Annotated in this window: 14 protein-coding genes and 1 other annotated feature; of the genes, 3 read left to right on the forward strand and 11 right to left on the reverse strand. The window is 43.1% G+C overall.

All coding sequences use genetic code 11. The features are described 5' to 3' along the window. Window positions 1-24: 24 nt before the first annotated feature. Genes trpA through M3197_RS10310 form a run of 6 tightly spaced genes read right to left on the reverse strand, consistent with a single transcriptional unit; the run spans window position 25 to window position 5,866 of the window. Complete coding sequence (gene trpA / locus M3197_RS10285) at window positions 25-807, reverse strand: tryptophan synthase subunit alpha (protein WP_251661278.1); 783 nt, start codon at window positions 805-807, stop codon at window positions 25-27. Beyond that, entirely contained in the window at window positions 804-2,000 is a 1,197-nt protein-coding gene (gene trpB / locus M3197_RS10290; protein ID WP_432813994.1) for a tryptophan synthase subunit beta, read from the reverse strand. The genes trpA and trpB overlap by 4 nt, the downstream gene beginning before the upstream one ends. A 2-nt stretch (window positions 2,001-2,002) precedes the next feature. Beyond that, window positions 2,003-2,620 carry a phosphoribosylanthranilate isomerase gene (locus tag M3197_RS10295; RefSeq protein ID WP_251661282.1) on the reverse strand — a complete coding sequence of 206 codons (618 nt, stop codon included), beginning with the start codon at window positions 2,618-2,620 and terminating at the stop codon, window positions 2,003-2,005. Next, window positions 2,617-3,408, reverse strand: a complete 792-nt coding sequence (trpC, locus tag M3197_RS10300) for an indole-3-glycerol phosphate synthase TrpC (RefSeq protein ID WP_251661284.1) — start codon at window positions 3,406-3,408, stop codon at window positions 2,617-2,619. The genes M3197_RS10295 and trpC overlap by 4 nt, the downstream gene beginning before the upstream one ends. Beyond that, window positions 3,405-4,436 (reverse strand): anthranilate phosphoribosyltransferase, encoded by a 1,032-nt coding sequence (gene trpD / locus M3197_RS10305; protein ID WP_251661286.1) that lies wholly within the window; start codon window positions 4,434-4,436, stop codon window positions 3,405-3,407. Before trpD ends, trpC begins: the two co-directional genes overlap by 4 nt. A 53-nt stretch (window positions 4,437-4,489) precedes the next feature. Further along, window positions 4,490-5,866 carry an anthranilate synthase component I family protein gene (locus tag M3197_RS10310; RefSeq protein WP_251661288.1) on the reverse strand — a complete coding sequence of 459 codons (1,377 nt, stop codon included), beginning with the start codon at window positions 5,864-5,866 and terminating at the stop codon, window positions 4,490-4,492. Window positions 5,867-5,940: 74 nt separating this feature from the next. Further along, window positions 5,941-6,180 (reverse strand) — a binding site (T-box leader). Between the two features lie 214 nt (window positions 6,181-6,394). Here M3197_RS10310 and rluF point away from each other — a divergent pair. Beyond that, a complete protein-coding gene (gene rluF, locus M3197_RS10315) occupies window positions 6,395-7,099 on the forward strand; it encodes a 23S rRNA pseudouridine(2604) synthase RluF (RefSeq protein WP_251661290.1) in 705 nt (234 codons plus the stop codon). Between the two features lie 44 nt (window positions 7,100-7,143). Here the strand turns inward: rluF and M3197_RS10320 are convergent, their stop codons facing one another. From M3197_RS10320 to M3197_RS10330, 3 genes are read right to left on the reverse strand one after another with little or no spacing between them, the layout of a single operon-like run. Further along, a complete protein-coding gene (locus tag M3197_RS10320) occupies window positions 7,144-7,869 on the reverse strand; it encodes an amino acid ABC transporter ATP-binding protein (protein WP_251661292.1) in 726 nt (241 codons plus the stop codon). A 14-nt stretch (window positions 7,870-7,883) separates the two neighbouring features. Next, window positions 7,884-8,549, reverse strand: coding sequence for an amino acid ABC transporter permease (locus M3197_RS10325; protein ID WP_025782897.1), 666 nt, complete (start codon window positions 8,547-8,549; stop codon window positions 7,884-7,886). A 39-nt stretch (window positions 8,550-8,588) separates the two neighbouring features. Further along, window positions 8,589-9,425, reverse strand: a complete 837-nt coding sequence (locus M3197_RS10330) for a transporter substrate-binding domain-containing protein (RefSeq protein ID WP_251661294.1) — start codon at window positions 9,423-9,425, stop codon at window positions 8,589-8,591. Between the two features lie 386 nt (window positions 9,426-9,811). Here M3197_RS10330 and mgtE point away from each other — a divergent pair, with 386 nt between their 5' ends. Continuing rightward, window positions 9,812-11,218: a magnesium transporter gene (gene mgtE / locus M3197_RS10335; protein ID WP_251661296.1), complete on the forward strand. Its 1,407-nt coding sequence runs from the start codon at window positions 9,812-9,814 to the stop codon at window positions 11,216-11,218. A gap of 55 nt (window positions 11,219-11,273) precedes the next feature. Here the strand turns inward: mgtE and M3197_RS10340 are convergent, their stop codons facing one another. Further along, on the reverse strand, window positions 11,274-11,891 hold the full coding sequence (locus M3197_RS10340) for an NAD(P)-dependent oxidoreductase (protein WP_251661298.1): 618 nt from the start codon (window positions 11,889-11,891) through the stop codon (window positions 11,274-11,276). Next, entirely contained in the window at window positions 11,888-13,408 is a 1,521-nt protein-coding gene (gene scpC, locus M3197_RS10345) for a succinyl-CoA:acetate CoA-transferase ScpC (RefSeq protein ID WP_251661300.1), read from the reverse strand. Before scpC ends, M3197_RS10340 begins: the two co-directional genes overlap by 4 nt. Before the next feature lie 350 nt (window positions 13,409-13,758). Here scpC and M3197_RS10350 point away from each other — a divergent pair, with 350 nt between their 5' ends. After that, window positions 13,759-16,179: a sensor domain-containing protein gene (locus tag M3197_RS10350; protein ID WP_251661302.1), complete on the forward strand. Its 2,421-nt coding sequence runs from the start codon at window positions 13,759-13,761 to the stop codon at window positions 16,177-16,179. The last annotated feature ends 20 nt before the right edge of the window (window positions 16,180-16,199 follow it).

Raw genomic sequence — 16,199 nt, forward strand, 5'->3', positions numbered from 1 at the left:
CATGTACTTGGTAACTGGGGTATGTCACTGGCTAACTGTTGTTCGACCCGCTTTTATGAGGGATTGTATTTTCTCAAGATTTTCTTCATGAAATGCCGTAACGATTGCGCTACCAACAATCACACCATCCGCAATTGAACTGAAATGACGAACTTGCTCTTGTGTGGAGATTCCAAAACCAGCAAGCACAGGTACTTTCGCTACCCGCTTCAAGTCCGTTAAATGATCCATCAAATCGGAACCAAAGCTGCTCCTAACACCTGTAATCCCATTCACCGTCACCGCATAGACAAAACCTTCTGCATTCCGTGCAATTTTTTCAATACGCTCTGGCGAACTCGTCAACGAAACCAAGGGCACGAGTGCAATATCCTTACCAATGAGTGCATTTGATAGTAAAGTACGTTCCTCATGCGGCAGATCCGGTATGATTAATCCTTTAACACCCGCTAGTTCACAGTCCTCAACAAATTCTACTACCCCATATGCTAGAACCGGATTTAAATACGTCATGATCATCAGAGGAATCGAATGCAACTGTGCTTGTAATTCACTCATCACTTTCCGTAACGTAACGCCATTTTTTAGCGCCCGGCTTCCAGCTTCCTGAATCACTTCTCCATCTGCAACTGGATCAGAAAAAGGGATGCCAATTTCAATCGCATCGGCTCCTGCTTCTTCAAGGAAAGAAATGCGTTCGTGTAGTACATCCAATCCGCCGTCCCCCGCCATCATGTAAGGGATGAACACCGACTGACCTTCTTCATTCCGTTTAAGGATGGAAGCCGTCAATGAAAAATCTCTCATTGAACGCCACCTCCTAACGCATCCCGCACCGTCTGCACGTCTTTATCTCCTCTACCTGACAGACAAACAACGAGAATTTCATCAGCCTGCATCTCTTGTGCTAAATCGAAAGCAAAGTGAATCGCGTGCGCACTTTCGAGTGCAGGAATGATCCCCTCTTTTTGAGCAAGCAACTGTACGCCTTCAAGCGCTTCTGCATCTGTTGCGGACGTATAGTGCACCCGACCGATATCATGGAGATGACAATGTTCTGGACCGACCGCAGGGTAATCGAGCCCTGCAGAAATTGAATGCGCTTCTTGGATGAATCCGTCCTCATCTTGTAGCACATACATATAAGCCCCATGCAACACACCTTCTTTCGCTTCAGCAATGGCAGCTGCGTGCTTTCCAGTCGAAACCCCTCCGCCTGCTGCTTCTACACCATACAAAGCGACGTTCTCATCTTCTACAAATGGATGAAACATCCCGATTGCATTACTCCCACCTCCGATACAGGCAACAACTGCATCAGGAAGTCGCCCTTCTTTCTCTACAATCTGACGCTTCGTTTCATGGCCAATCACTTGCTGAAAATCCCGGACAATTTTAGGAAACGGATGGGGGCCAAGTGCAGAACCGAGAATATAATGTGTGTCTTCTACATGTGCAACCCAGTATCGCAATGCCTCATTAACTGCATCTTTCAGCGTACCAGCCCCTTTGTCGACCGATTCGACTCTCGCACCGAGCAACTCCATACGAAATACATTCAATTCCTGACGACGGATATCTTCTTTACCCATGAAGACTACACATTCCAAGCCGAGCAATGCACACGCTGTAGCGGTTGCAACTCCGTGCTGACCTGCTCCTGTCTCCGCCACTATTTTACGTTTTCCCATTCGCTTTGCTAGTAATGCTTGGCCGAGTGCGTTGTTAATTTTATGTGCACCTGTATGGTTCAAGTCTTCACGCTTCAAGTAAATTTTCGCACCGCCTGCAGCTTCTGTAAGACGTTCAGCAAAATATAGTGGATTTTCTCTTCCCACGAAATCTTTCAAATAACCATTCAGTTGTTCTATAAACTCAGAGTCTGCTCGTGCAGAATTATGTGCTTCCTCCAGTTCAGACAACGCACCCATCAATGTCTCAGGCACGTACTGTCCACCAAATCTTCCATACCTTCCTTTACCCTCTACTGTCTGAATCATGCTCATCTCTCCTCTCTTTTCAGCTTAACCGTTTCGATGAATTCGCGGATCAGCTGCTCATCTTTTCTCTTCTCAATCTCAACACCACTCGAAATATCCACCATTACCGGGTTTACTCGACGAATCGCTTCACCTATATTTTCAGCATTCAAGCCTCCCGCTAAAATGAATGGACGCTCTTGGAATCCCGCTTCACTCAAGATGTCCCAGTTAAAAGTTTTTCCACTCCCCCCTTTAAATTCAACGCCAGGTGCGTCAAATAATGGCGTTACGTTAAAGGCGGACGCTCTCTGGACATCGTCCGAATCCTTAATTGAAAATGCCTTAAAAGCAGGCAAACCAACTTTTTCGATAAATTCCGGGGTTTCATCTCCATGATATTGCACAATGTCTAATGGTACTGCTTCGTAGATTGTTTGAATCTCAAACTTTTCAGCATTGACAAACACGCCTACTTTCAGCACGGATTGTGGGATGTGTTTTGCCAGTTCTGCAGCCTGGTCTACAGACACTTGTCTGCGCGACGGAGCGAAAACAAAGCCAATAGCATCAGCGCCTGCATCCACTGCCGCTCTCACATGTTGTGCTTCGATGAGTCCGCATATTTTCACCTTTGTCATTGTCCACTCACCTCAAGATCCACTTGTATGGAGCGAATTGTTTGATCGGGTGACTCACTTCTCATAAGGGTTTCACCGACCAATACAGCTCCTGCACCCACTTTAGACACACGATGTGCATCAGCTGTCCCACCGATTCCACTTTCACTAATAAGAACCCGGCCTGATTCAAATGGGAAAACCATAGCTACTTCTTCGGTCTTTGCCAAATCGACCTGAAACGTCCGTAAATCCCGGTTGTTCACTCCAATCAGCTGTGCACCTGCTTCTAATGCACGGTTTAACTCATCTGCATCATGGACTTCGACCAACACTTCCAATCCAAGCGCGGTTGCATAGACTTGCAAAGCTTTCAAATCTGCGTCAGGTAAGGCCGCAACAATAAGCAAAATAACGGAGGCACCAGCTGCTAGTGCACGTTCGATTTGAACAGGATGAATGATGAAATCTTTACATAGCACAGGGATACGAATCGCCTCAGCCACTGCCTTTAAATCCTCAAATGTACCATTAAAAAATGTCGTATCTGTCAATACAGAAACACACGCAGCGCCTGCTTGCTCATATATCAGAGCTTGTTGTACAGGGTTTACAGTTTCTTGAATCATCCCTTTCGATGGCGATGCTCGTTTTATTTCCGCGATGACTTGTAGCTGATTCGATTTCCTAATGGATTCACGTAACAAAGGGCGCGCTACGCTTGCTTGAGTGGCCCTGACAGTCGGTTCTGCTAACATTAAGGATACTTCTTTTTCTTTCTCTCGCAAAATATCATCTAGAATGGTCATGACGTCACCACCTTATTGGAACACTGTTCACAAAAGGCAATCACTTCTTCTAATTTCCGCTTCGCCCTCCCTGTAAGTATGCTATCTTCTGCGAGTCGAACTCCTTCTTGAACGGTTCTAACGATTCCTTCTGTAAATAACCCAATGCCTGCGTTGAGGGCTACCGTATCGAACTGCGGCCCACGCTGCCCTTCCATAATTGAGCGAATTATCTCAGCATTATGCGTTGCATCGCCTCCTCGTATTGCTTCTAAACTAGCTGGTTGTAGCCCGACATCTTCGGCTGTTAATGTAAACGGAATCAGGTCGCCGCGATCTGCAAGGACGAGTGTATTTCTCCCTGCAAGCGTTGCTTCGTCAGGACCTCCTGCACCCGCCACAACGACAGCCCGCTTTCTGCCCAGCATATTTAATACAGAGGCATACTCCATAACGAATTCCTTACGATTAATGCCCGTATATTGTGCACGAAGCGGAATGGGGTTTGTTAATGGACCGATTAGGTTAAAGATGGTCGGACTGCCAATTTGTTTACGGATCGCTCCAATCCGTTTCATCTTAGGATGCACGTTCGGCGCGAACAGGAATGCAATGCCACACTGCTCCATCATGGCAGTCGTTTCTCCTACTGTAAGGTCATTTCGTATTCCCAGCTCTTCGAGTACATCATGACTTCCAGCAGCACTCGAAATCTTTCGGTTCCCGTGTTTCGCAACACGTATTCCGGATGCTGCCATGACGAACGCTGACACAGTACTGATATTGAAACTGTTTGAACCGTCTCCTCCTGTTCCGCAATTATCAATATAAGGTCCTTCAGGAAATTCTGGACGAATTGCATTGACTGCTATTACAGATGCTAATGCCGCTACTTCATCTGCGGTTTCTCCCTTTTGTGCGAGTGATTTAAGAAAAGTGGCAATCTCCTTTTCATCTGTCCCATCATTAAACAACAGACCTGCCGCACCCTCCATCTCCTGAAACGTTAAATTCTGATTTGCTTGAACGGCTTGTATGTAGCTCTTCATAACTATTCTCTCCTCTTCTCTACTGTTCTGGTCTCTTTTGTTTCCTTACGATTCTAATGTTTTTTCTGCATTAGACTTGTCAGTGATTTTGCTTTATTGACGGTTTCCATGAATTCTGCATGCGGAGTTGATGCTTCAACAATTCCAGCACCTGACTGGACACTTACAACACCATCTTTCACGACCATTGTTCGGATTGTCAGGGCAAAATCGATATTACCGTTCAAACCAATGTATCCGATTGCTCCGCCGTAGATTCCCCTAGGCTGCGGCTCCAGTTTATCAATCATCGCCATCGCTACTGGCTTTGGACTGCCAGTGACTGTTCCTGCTGGCAAACTCGTTTCCAGTGCATCCAACGCATGCAATCCCGGCGCAAGCTTGCCAGCCACTTCTGATACAAGGTGCATCACGTGTTCATATCTAACCGTTTCTTGATATGACGTTACTTCAACACTTTCAGGATCACAGAACAGTTTCATTTCACGTTGACTCAGTTCAACTAGCATGTCATGTTCCGATAACTCTTTTGGATCTGCTCGCAGCGATTCTTCTAGCTTCACATCTTCTGCCCGATTCAGCCCCCGTTTACGCGTACCTGCAATCGGATTCGTTTGGACGTGGACCTCTTGGACGCGCACTAGACTTTCAGGGGATGCACCAATAACAAGGTGATCATCGAATTCCATATAATACATATAAGGTGATGGATTCCGTTCACGTAATAGTCGATACAGCTGGAAAGGATTTCCTTCAATATCGGCTACTAATTTACGAGATAGGACGACTTGCTCTGAGTTTCCTTGCTGTATGTCGTCGATTACTTGTTGGACATGCGCTTCAAATTCTTGTTGGGATACATCGCTTCGATAATCAGATACCTTCACGTCTGTTTCAACATCTGCAACACCTGCTACAAGTGTTGCAACTAGTTGATCCAAATCTGGTGCTTGATGGGTGGGGTGAATTTCTGTATGCAACAATGTGACTTCCTCTATCTGGTGATCATATATGACGATCGTGTCGTAAATATTAAAGGTTGCATTCGGAAAATCCGGGTTTGAACCATACTTCTTTGTTCTGCCTGCGTCATATCCAAAATAACCGACAGCCCCCCCAGTAAACGGGAATTCACTATCGTCGGTCACCCTCGGCATAAGCCGCTTCAGTAGTGTGAACAACTCTCCTTCATGAACAAACGAAGAACCATCCATGTAATTGGTTTCTTCTACACCGCCCCGATGTTCTTTGTACGCTTTCAAAGGATTGGCGCCTATGAAGGAATACCGGCCATTTTGTGTTGGCCCTGAAGAACTTTCCAACAAGAATTTATGTGTGCCTTGTATTCTTTGAAAAAGTAAAGTTGGTGTTAAGGTATCTCCACTAAACCGTTTAGCGGTTACTCGTAATCCCATTTTCTCGATTGTCATCTGACTCTCTCCCATCTCTAGTATGTTTTTAAGACGACAAAAAGTCCCCTGCATCCAGACAGTTAAGTCCAGTTGCAGAGGACGGAAAAATCCGCGTTGCCACCTCAATTGGAATACAGATGTATCCCCACTTCGTGTGCGTTAATTAGCACTTCCCATAACGCGGGAATGGCGTCCTTGAAAAAACCTGTAGAAGTTTTTTCAATAGGCTCTCATAAGTCCATTCACATCACAAGACAGGTCGATTCTCACCAGCCACCGACTCTCTAAATCTGTCTTATGTGATGCTACTCTTCTTATTTCAATGATTTCTCAGCTATGCTCTTCTCGTCTCATCTCTGCTCTCCGTGGGCGGTGTCGCTCCCGACACCAACTACCCATCTGAAAGTTGTATCCAATCTTACAACCAATCATTCCTCATGTCAATCATTATATTTTCTGAAAACTATATTTTATTTTAGAAGCTTTGATTGGCAGCTGAAAAGGAGCTACAATAAGAAAAACGGTAATCAGACAAGGTGGGACCTCATGCGTATTAACAAATTTCTAAGTGAAGCAGGAATTACTTCACGGCGTGGTGCTGACAAATGGATAGAAGCAGGACGTGTCGTCATTAACGGGAAAACCGCTGAACTTGGCAGTAAGGTCGAAGCTGGTGATCTCGTGGAAGTAGATGGTAAACCTGTATCAGTTGAAGAACAACTCGTCTATCTGATGTTGAACAAACCTGTTGGAATCACAAGTACAACGGAACGTCATGTCCATGGAAATGTCGTCGATTTTGTGAATCACCCTTTGCGAATCTTTCACATTGGTCGGTTAGATAAAGATTCGGACGGCTTGCTACTCCTCACGAATGATGGCGACATTGTGAATGAAATCTTGCGTGAAGAACACGGTCACGAAAAAGAGTACATTGTAACAGTGGATCGTCCGATTACAGATCAATTCATACGTGAGATGGAACAAGGAGTACCCATTCTCGATACAGTAACTAAGCCTTGTAAAGTTCGAAAGCTAGGCTCCCGAAAGTTTAACATTACGTTAACACAAGGGTTGAACCGCCAAATCCGTCGTATGTGTACGGCACTCGGCTATAACGTCGTCAGCTTACGCAGAATGCGTATTATGAACCTGACGCTTGGAAATCTGCCTGTCGGACAGTGGCGTGATTTAACAGACTCGGAGCGAAAAGACCTGTTCAAGGAACTGAACTATACACCCAAACGATGAAACAACCTCAATCCCGTAAAGTCGGGATTGAGGTTGTTACGTCACTAGACATTTACCATTTCTAAGAACTGTCGAGTTCTTTCATTGGTAGAGTGGTTAAAGAATGTATCAGGGTCTGCGTCTTCAATGATGACCCCTTCGTTCAACATGATGACGCGATCTGCGACTTCTTTGGCAAACTTCATCTCATGGGTAACAACAACCATCGTCATTCCTTCGTCTGCCAAGTCTTTCATTACTTGCAGGACTTCCCCTACCAACTCAGGATCCAGTGCAGACGTCGGCTCGTCAAACAGCAACGCTTTCGGCTCCATTGCAAGTGCTCGTGCAATCGCAACACGTTGCTTTTGTCCACCTGATAGCTTATTAGGATAGACATCTGCCTTATCAGACAGACCCACTTTACCCAGAATTTCAAGGGCTGTTGTTTTAGCCTTCGATTTGGCTACTTTTTTGACCATGATTGGCGCTTCCATCACATTTTCAAGCACCGTCTTATGAGGGAACAAGTTGAAATGCTGAAACACCATTCCCACTTCTGCCCTGACTTTTGAAAGATCGTCTTTTTTCTGATTCACCCGTTTTCCGTCAATCGTAATGACACCTTCATTGGTCAATTCCAAGAAATTCAAGCACCTAAGGAATGTACTTTTCCCTGATCCACTGACACCTACTAGAACAACAACTTCACCTGGATGAACTTCCATATCGATTCCTTTTAAAACTTCAAGTTTTCCAAATGATTTATGAACGTTTTCAGCTTTAATCATCGTATCTGCCCCCATTATTTATCCACATCCAATTTGTTTTCGTACCACTTCAGTAACGCAGTGAAAATTAGGACGAGAATAAGATAGTAAAGACCGACTACGAGAAACGTTTCAAATTGCTTGAAGTTAGAGGCTGCGACACGATTGGCAACACCGAACAACTCAGATACACCGATTACGTAGACTAACGAAGAGTCTTTCAATGTAATGATGAACTGATTACCTAGTGGCGGAATGGCGCGTCGCAATGCTTGTGGAAATACAATACGTCTCATTGTTTGAGAGCGATTCATCCCTAATGCAAGACTTGCTTCTCGCTGACCTCGGTCAATTCCTTGAATCGATCCGCGGAAGATTTCCGCAATATACGCACCATTATGGACACCTAGGGCAATTGCTCCTGCCCAAAAGTTTTCTAGTACGATGATTGAAGTAATTCCAAAATAGAGGAACATGATCTGTACAATCAATGGAGTTCCTCTAATCAGGGTGATATATAAGTTTGCGATGGTTTGCAAAATTTTTGAGTGAGAAATCTTCATTAGTGCGAAAATAATCCCAAGAATCGTTCCTATAACTACTGCGATCGCTGTAATTTCAATGGTCAAAAGCCCTGCTTCTAAAAAACCTTTATAAGTTTGCATGAATACTTCATAGAAGGTTACGAATAACTCAGGCACCGGCACACCAACTTTCCATTATATAGGCGCGAAGTTCATTCATTCTAATAACTCGACACCTTCCAAGTCAATGTCAAGAAGGTCACGACCAAACCACTTATCTGAAATCTCTTTGTACGTTCCATCATCAATAAGTGCTTGAAGTGCTTCATCCAATGCTTTTGTCAATTCAGGATTGTCCTTGTTCACAGCAATCGATGGTTGTTCTACCCACATCGGTTTTCCGACTTCCTTCACTTCAAAACCATTATCGATTGCTTCATACCCAACGATATCCGCAGTGATAACTGCATCTAGACGTCCTTTTACTGTCAAATCTTTAAGCGCTACTACGTCACTACTATAGTACTGGACGTTATCGGATAATTCTTTTGCAGGCGCTTCGTACGTGGACTGTGCAACGACACCAATTTTCTTGCCATCAAGATCGTCCGGACCTTTGACCTCATCATTATCTTTTGCAACAAAAATCATTCCGCCTGAATAGTAGTAGGGTTCTGTGAAGTCTGCTTGTTTTGCACGTTCTTTCGTATATGCCATCGAACCGATAATAGCATCAAACTTCTTACCAACTAGCCCCTGTAAGATTGTTTCAAATGGATTTGTTACCGGATTCGGTTCCAGGTCCATCTTTTCAGCAAGCGCATTTCCGATTTCAATATCAAAACCTGTCAGTTCTCCGCCTTCTTCAAAACTAAACGGCTTATATACACCACTTGCCGCAAATGTAAACTTCCCTTTTTTAACTAAGTCGTAGCCGGCATCCCCAGAATCGCCAGCACTTCCAGACGACTTATCATCGTCCTCTTTCCCGCATGCTGCAAGTAACAAAACCGTTACAGCAAGCATCCATAACATCATCTTCAATTTTCCCATTCTATGAAACTCCCCTTTTGTGTTAGCCTATTGGCTATTTTTTGTGCTCTCTATTGCACTTTCCCTAGTAAAATTCATTTAAACATGAAAATTACAAAATCCGTAATGAAACTGTAATATTAATTCATAATTGCATAGTTTCTCTCCTTTCCCCCCTTGGCTTGTATTCATAAATCCAATACAGTGGAAATAGTGTTCTAGTAATCGATTACTTATTCACGTTAGATAATCCTCCTTTGAAAATGTAGGTTGTTCTATTAAAACACAAATTGACTGATAAATGAATTTTTATTCCGTTTTTTGAATAACCGCCTATTTGGATAGTAGTTAATTTGTTTCCTTTTCACCTAGAACGGGCATAAGCATTAGTAAATCTGAATGATGGCATGAGCAAATATGAGGTGATTGACTTGGCGTTGCTACATAAAGAGAAAAAGAAAGGGACTTTAGACAAAGTACAGTTGGAGAGAGCCATAATCAGGGTTCTTAACGAAGGAAAGAAAGATACATTTCATGAAATCATTAATGCATTAGAAAAGTACGAGATTGCTTCCCAGTATAAGGAACTACCTAAAAAGCGAAAATCATTATTTTTGGAATGGCTTTCTATTCAAGAGCTCACCGAATTACTGCGCTATCTTAGTAAAGATGAACAACTCTCTGTACTAGAAAGGATTGGACCTGATCGCTCTACTGAAATTTTACATAAGATGCAAAATAACGATTTAGCCTTTTTATTGACCGGACTTTCTAAGGGGAAAATTGATGAATTAATTGCTAAAATGCGGCGTGAAGAATTGGACTCCATTCTCCATATTATGGACTATCCACCTAAAACGGCGGGGCGCGTCATGACTAACCGTTTTATATCCATTTCTCCGCAACTCTCCGTTATCGATGCTGAACAAAAACTTAAAACGTTCGAAAACCTAGCTCACTTTATCAATTACTTGTACGTAGTAGATGAAGACCAGCGACTGATTGGGCTAGTCACCTTCAGAGATTTATTGCTTGCTGATGATGATCAGCGTATAGCTGATATTATGAGGACAGAGCCCATCCAAGTGGATGTGCTCACTAAACAGGAAGACGTTGCCAAACTGATTGGAAGATACGATTTCGATGCTATCCCTGTCACAACAGGTGATCATGTATTAGTCGGAACCATCTCTGGTGATCAAGTGCTTGACATCGTTGTCCGTGAAGCAGACGAAGATATTGAAATGTTGCTGGCTTCAGGTAAGTCCATAGACTTCCATACAAAACCCTTAGTTGCCGCTCGTCGCAGATTGCCCTGGCTGATTTTACTATTATTCATAGGACTAGTATCTGGCAGTATCATTTCGAAGTTTGAAGAGACATTAAACGCGGTTGTCGCCCTCGCATTTTTCATGCCTATGATTGCTGGAATGACAGGTAATACAGGTACGCAGTCGTTAGCTGTGGTTGTACGTGGATTGGCATCTGAAGAAATGTCATGGAAAAAAACACTTAAGTTAGTGATGCGGGAAATTGTTGTAGGAATTGTCATCGGGATCACCTGCGGCTTGCTCATTGCAATCATCGCATTCTTTTGGCAAGGAAGTATGGTCCTTGGCTTTGTTGTCGGTGTTTCCCTTCTTTCGACACTCATTATCGGAACCATCGCCGGCACGATAATCCCACTGCTCCTTAATAGATTCAATGTCGATCCGGCCGTTGCTTCTGGGCCTCTGATTACTACTTTAAATGATATATTATCCTTACTTATTTACTTCGGTATCGCAACAATGTTTCTAACGCAATTGAGTTAACGGCAAAAGTCCACGCATCCCATATATAAAGGATGTGTGGACTTTTAAAAGAATATTAGTATGCGATTCCTACTCGAACACGGAGATGATTGCATGCAACTAACTCATTCTCTGCGAAGTGTGCGGTGTCTCCGGTAGAAATTTGTTTTCCATCCACAGGCAACCAGTTGTCCAATGTCCGGTAGGTTCCTGTAATTTCTCCATCCGGTAAATAGGTTGGGCAAACGATGGTCCAGTGCAAGTCGGAAACTGACAGCGCTCGATACGCAGCATGATGCTCCTCTGCAGCTGTTGTCAGTTTCCGATTGGAATCTCCCGCTTCATAACGAAGTCGTTCGGGGTCTATCCGGCTTTGCAAAATGCCAGCGGTACCAATCGTTAGAATCCTCTTTATCTGTTCATTTCTCATAGCCTCAATCATGTGAGGAGTCGCTTCGCTCAGTGTAGTTGTTTTATCTGTACCCAGGGCACTCACCACAGCCTCACTACCAAGGATAGTCGTAGCAATTGCAGGTTGTTCTTTTGCATCACCTTGAATCACAGTCAAGTTAGGGTGAACAGGTAGCTTCTCAGGGTTTCGTGCTAGGGCAGTTACGTGATGTCCGCCATCTAGCAACCTATGTAACAAAAGCGTCCCTACACGGCCCGTTCCACCGAATAAAGCAATTCTCATGATTTAGCCACTTCTTCCTTCGAACTCCGCATTGTGCCTGTTTCCGATAAACGAATATGCCAGCTCAACGCTTTCTCAAGAATATGGGGGGTATGTCCACCTCGAAGTGCTGCTTCTTCATAGTATGCCCAAAGCTCCTTGCGATACGAAGGATGTGCACAACGGTTAATAATTAGTTCCACACGCTCTTTTGGTGCAAGCCCACGTAAATCTGCATAACCTTGTTCCGTGACTAGAATATCCACGTCGTGCTCCGTATGATCGACATGGGAAACAAATGGTACACAACTTGAAATTGCACCCTTTTTCGCTAGAGACTTAGTCACAAAAATAGCCAAACGAGCATTCCGTGCAAAATCTCCTGACCCGCCAATCCCATTCATCATTTTAGTTCCAGTCACATGTGTAGAGTTGACGTTCCCATAAATATCAAATTCGAGAGCTGTGTTAATGGAAATTGTTCCGAGTCGGCGAATGAGTTCCGGGTGATTCGAAATTTCTTGAGGACGCATAACAATTTTCTCTTTATAAAAAGGTAGGTTATTTCTTAAAATATCCATACGTTCTTCAGTTACAGTAATCGACGTGCACGATGCAGATTTCACTTTTCCAGCGTCAATGAGTTCAAACACAGAGTCTTGCAGGACTTCGGAATAGACCTCTAAATTTTCAAATTCAGAATCTAACAAACCATGAAGGACTGCATTCGCTTGCGAACCAATTCCTGATTGCAAAGGCGCTAATTCTTTCGTCAACCTGCCTGCAGTAATCTCAGATCGTAAAAATTGAAGCAAATGTCCAGCCATCACTTCCGTCTCTTCGTCTGGTTCATCGATTGTCGAAAACGAATCATATTCTTTCGTTAACACAATTCCGATTATCTTATCAGGGTCAACAGGAATTCCATAAGTTCCAATCCGCTCATCTGGATGAGTCAATGGAATCGGCTCACGATCCCCTAACACACCTGGATCGTAAATATCATGTACACCCTCCCACTCTTCAGAATGGGCAACGTTGATTTCTACTATTATAGACTTCGCATGTTCTGCAAAGACCAAAGAATTCCCAATTGAAGTGGAAGGTATAATTGAACCATCTTCCGTAATTGCAACCGCTTCCAGAACTGCAATATCTACTTCAGGTAACACACCGCCCCGGATCAGCTCAGATGTATTAGACAAATGATGATCGACAAATAACAAATCCCCATTATTAATCCCTTTACGCATCGTAGCATCTGCCTGAAAAGGTAGCCTCTTATTCACAATTCCCGCTTCTGTAAAAAGTTTATCAATATCATGACCTAACGAAGCACCTGTAAATACATTTACTTTAAAAGTCTCTGTTTGAGCTCGCTTTACGAGTGCTTCTGGAATGGCTTTTGCGTCACCTGCACGTGTAAAACCGCTTAAGCCAAGTGTCATTCCGTCCAGAATCCAAGATGCAGCCTCTTCTGCCGATACCACTTTCTGTTTTAATGATTCCCGTCTAATTCTGTCCAACTGTCCATCCATTTCCGACAGCTCCTTAATGTTATAGTCTTAGATGATTTCTGATCTTTCAGTGTAAATAGTTATATGTAAGCCGATATAATCATTGCATATCTGTTCATCTTATATGATACCTTCGCCACCAATTCACTGCAACCTGTCTAAAGATGTGTCTAAAAAACGAGAACTATTTGTAAATTCCAATGTAACAGATAAGTTTATCTCGAAATGGCTAGAAGGTCCAAAGGTGCAGTGCTATAATCGTATCATAAGTACTAGGCACTTTTACTCAATCATTAACATATATCTCATATTCAAAAACCATTACCCGTCCTAAGTGAAATTCACCTAGTACAAGAAAGGATTCCGTGACTATGGTGTTAACAGATGCTCAAAATATACCCTCACTAACAAGACTTCTCGATGAAAAATTCTGTGTGTCCATAACAGATACGAACGGCAAGATTACGTATGTCAACAAACATTTCTGCGAACTGACTCAGTTTAATCCAGAAGAGCTGATTGGGTACACGTATGAGGTATTGTCTCCGAGTCATGATCCTCAAATGGTATTTGAGGAGATGAACCTTAACGATGATGAAGAGCCCATTAAGCAACTAATCGTAAAGGGTGTTGCAAAGGACTTAACTCCTTATTGGGTCAGAGCTATAGTAGTACCTGTCATCAACGAAGAGCAAGAGACTACCCACTATATTTCCATTGATTCGGACATTACGGAAGAACACCTGACTTCCCAAAAATATGATGAAACATTGAAAGTGTTACATAATTTAGAGTCTGCACTGGATCATGCCTCCGTCATTGCAGTTACTGATGCTGCGGGTGTAATCAAGTATGTAAACCCTAAATTTTGTGAACTCTCCAAGTATGCAGAAGAAGAGTTGTTAGGAAAGACACACCGAATCATCAACTCTAACTTTCACCCTAAAGAATTTTTCGAAAACATGTGGAAAACGATTCAAGGGGGTGAAGTTTGGAGGGGTGAAGTAAAAAACAAAGCTAAGGATGGATCCTATTACTGGATGAACACAACAATCGTTCCTTTTTCAAACGATGGCGGAAAACCCTATGAATATATCTCCATCCGAACTGATATCACTGCACGGATTGAGGCGGAGCAAGCGCTGGAAACTGCACTAAAAAATGATTTTCGGACGACCGTTAAAAATTTACAGAATGCAATTTTCAAATATGAAGCTGATGATAATGGACGGATTTTCATCACTCTATTGGAAGGGCAAATTTGTGAAAAATTAGGGCTAACGCGCAAGTTGATAAATGCTAGAGACGATTCCAATCCTTTTGGAAAAGAGGTACTCCAACAACTACGTCCCTACGCATATGAAGCCCTAAATGGGAACCCTTGCCAATTTGAACTCGATTACTTAAACCATTCATTTATCATTTATTTGTCTCCTGTACGCGAAGATGGTGCTGTAATCGAAGTTGTAGGAACGTGTGTGGAGATTACAGAGCGGAAAAAGGCAGAAAAACTTGTTGAACATATGGCTTTCTATGACGCCTTGACTGGCCTCCCGAATCGAAGATTGTTTAAGTCGCAAGTCAACGAAACCATCAAATTGTCTGCGGACGACTTTTCCATCATGTATCTAGATTTGGATCGCTTCAAAAACATAAACGATTCTCTAGGTCATTTCATTGGCGACGAAGTGCTGAAAGCCGTTGCCGATCGACTTTCCCTTTGTCTTGGACCGAATGATTTAGCTTGTCGTCTCGCTGGTGATGAATTCGTCCTCATGATTAGAGAAACTGATAAAGACTTAGTAAACGACATGGCGCTGCGTATCATCGAAGAGATTTCGAATTCCTATACATTTAAATCGATTGAAGTGTACATCACTCCAAGCATAGGAATTAGTCGTTTTCCATTTGATGGTGAGGATTATGACACTCTCCTTCGCAATGCAGATACAGCATTATTTCTTGCAAAAGAACAAGGAAAGAGCACTCATCGATTCTTCACTCAAGAATTGAACAATGACATGATTGAGAAAACATTACTCGAGATGGATTTACGTCAAGCAATCAGTCGAAATGAAATAGAACTCCATTATCAACCACAATACGATATGAAAACAGGAACCCTGACAGGCGTTGAAGCGTTATCGCGATGGAATCACTCTCAGAAAGGATTGATCTCCCCGGGACAATTCATTCCTATTGCTGAAGAAAGCGGCCTAATTCTACCGATTGGATTATGGGTGTTGGAAACTGCATGTGCTCAAGCAAAGCAGTGGCAAGAACGGGGATTTCCAAACATACGCATGAGTGTAAACGTTTCGATTCGCCAATTCAAACAGCCTACTTTCATCAACAATGTTCTCCGAGTGCTAAAAAAGACTGGATTAGACCCTTCTTATTTAAACATTGAGATTACTGAAAGCATGACGACGGATGTGGACTATTCACAAAAGATTTTGCAGCGACTGCATACCGAGGGAATCCACGTCAGTATTGATGATTTTGGGACAGGGTATTCATCGTTAAGTTATTTAAGTAAATTTCCGATTACCCATTTAAAGATCGATCAAATTTTCTTGCAAGATCTCAGTAGTAGCAACACTGCGATTATCAAAACCATTATTGAACTTGCAAAAAACTTGAACATCGATGTTATCGCTGAAGGAGTTGAAACAGATGAGCAGGCCTCATTCCTAAGTACGCTTCGCTGTGATGAGGTCCAAGGATTTCTTTACTCCCGCCCTTTGCCGAAGCTGGAAATTGAGAAACTTCTACAAACAGTCTCTGCTTAAAAAGCCAGCCCACTATGCGG

Origin of the sequence: Sporosarcina aquimarina (assembly GCF_023715615.1) — a bacterium.
GTDB lineage: Bacteria > Bacillota > Bacilli > Bacillales_A > Planococcaceae > Sporosarcina > Sporosarcina aquimarina_A.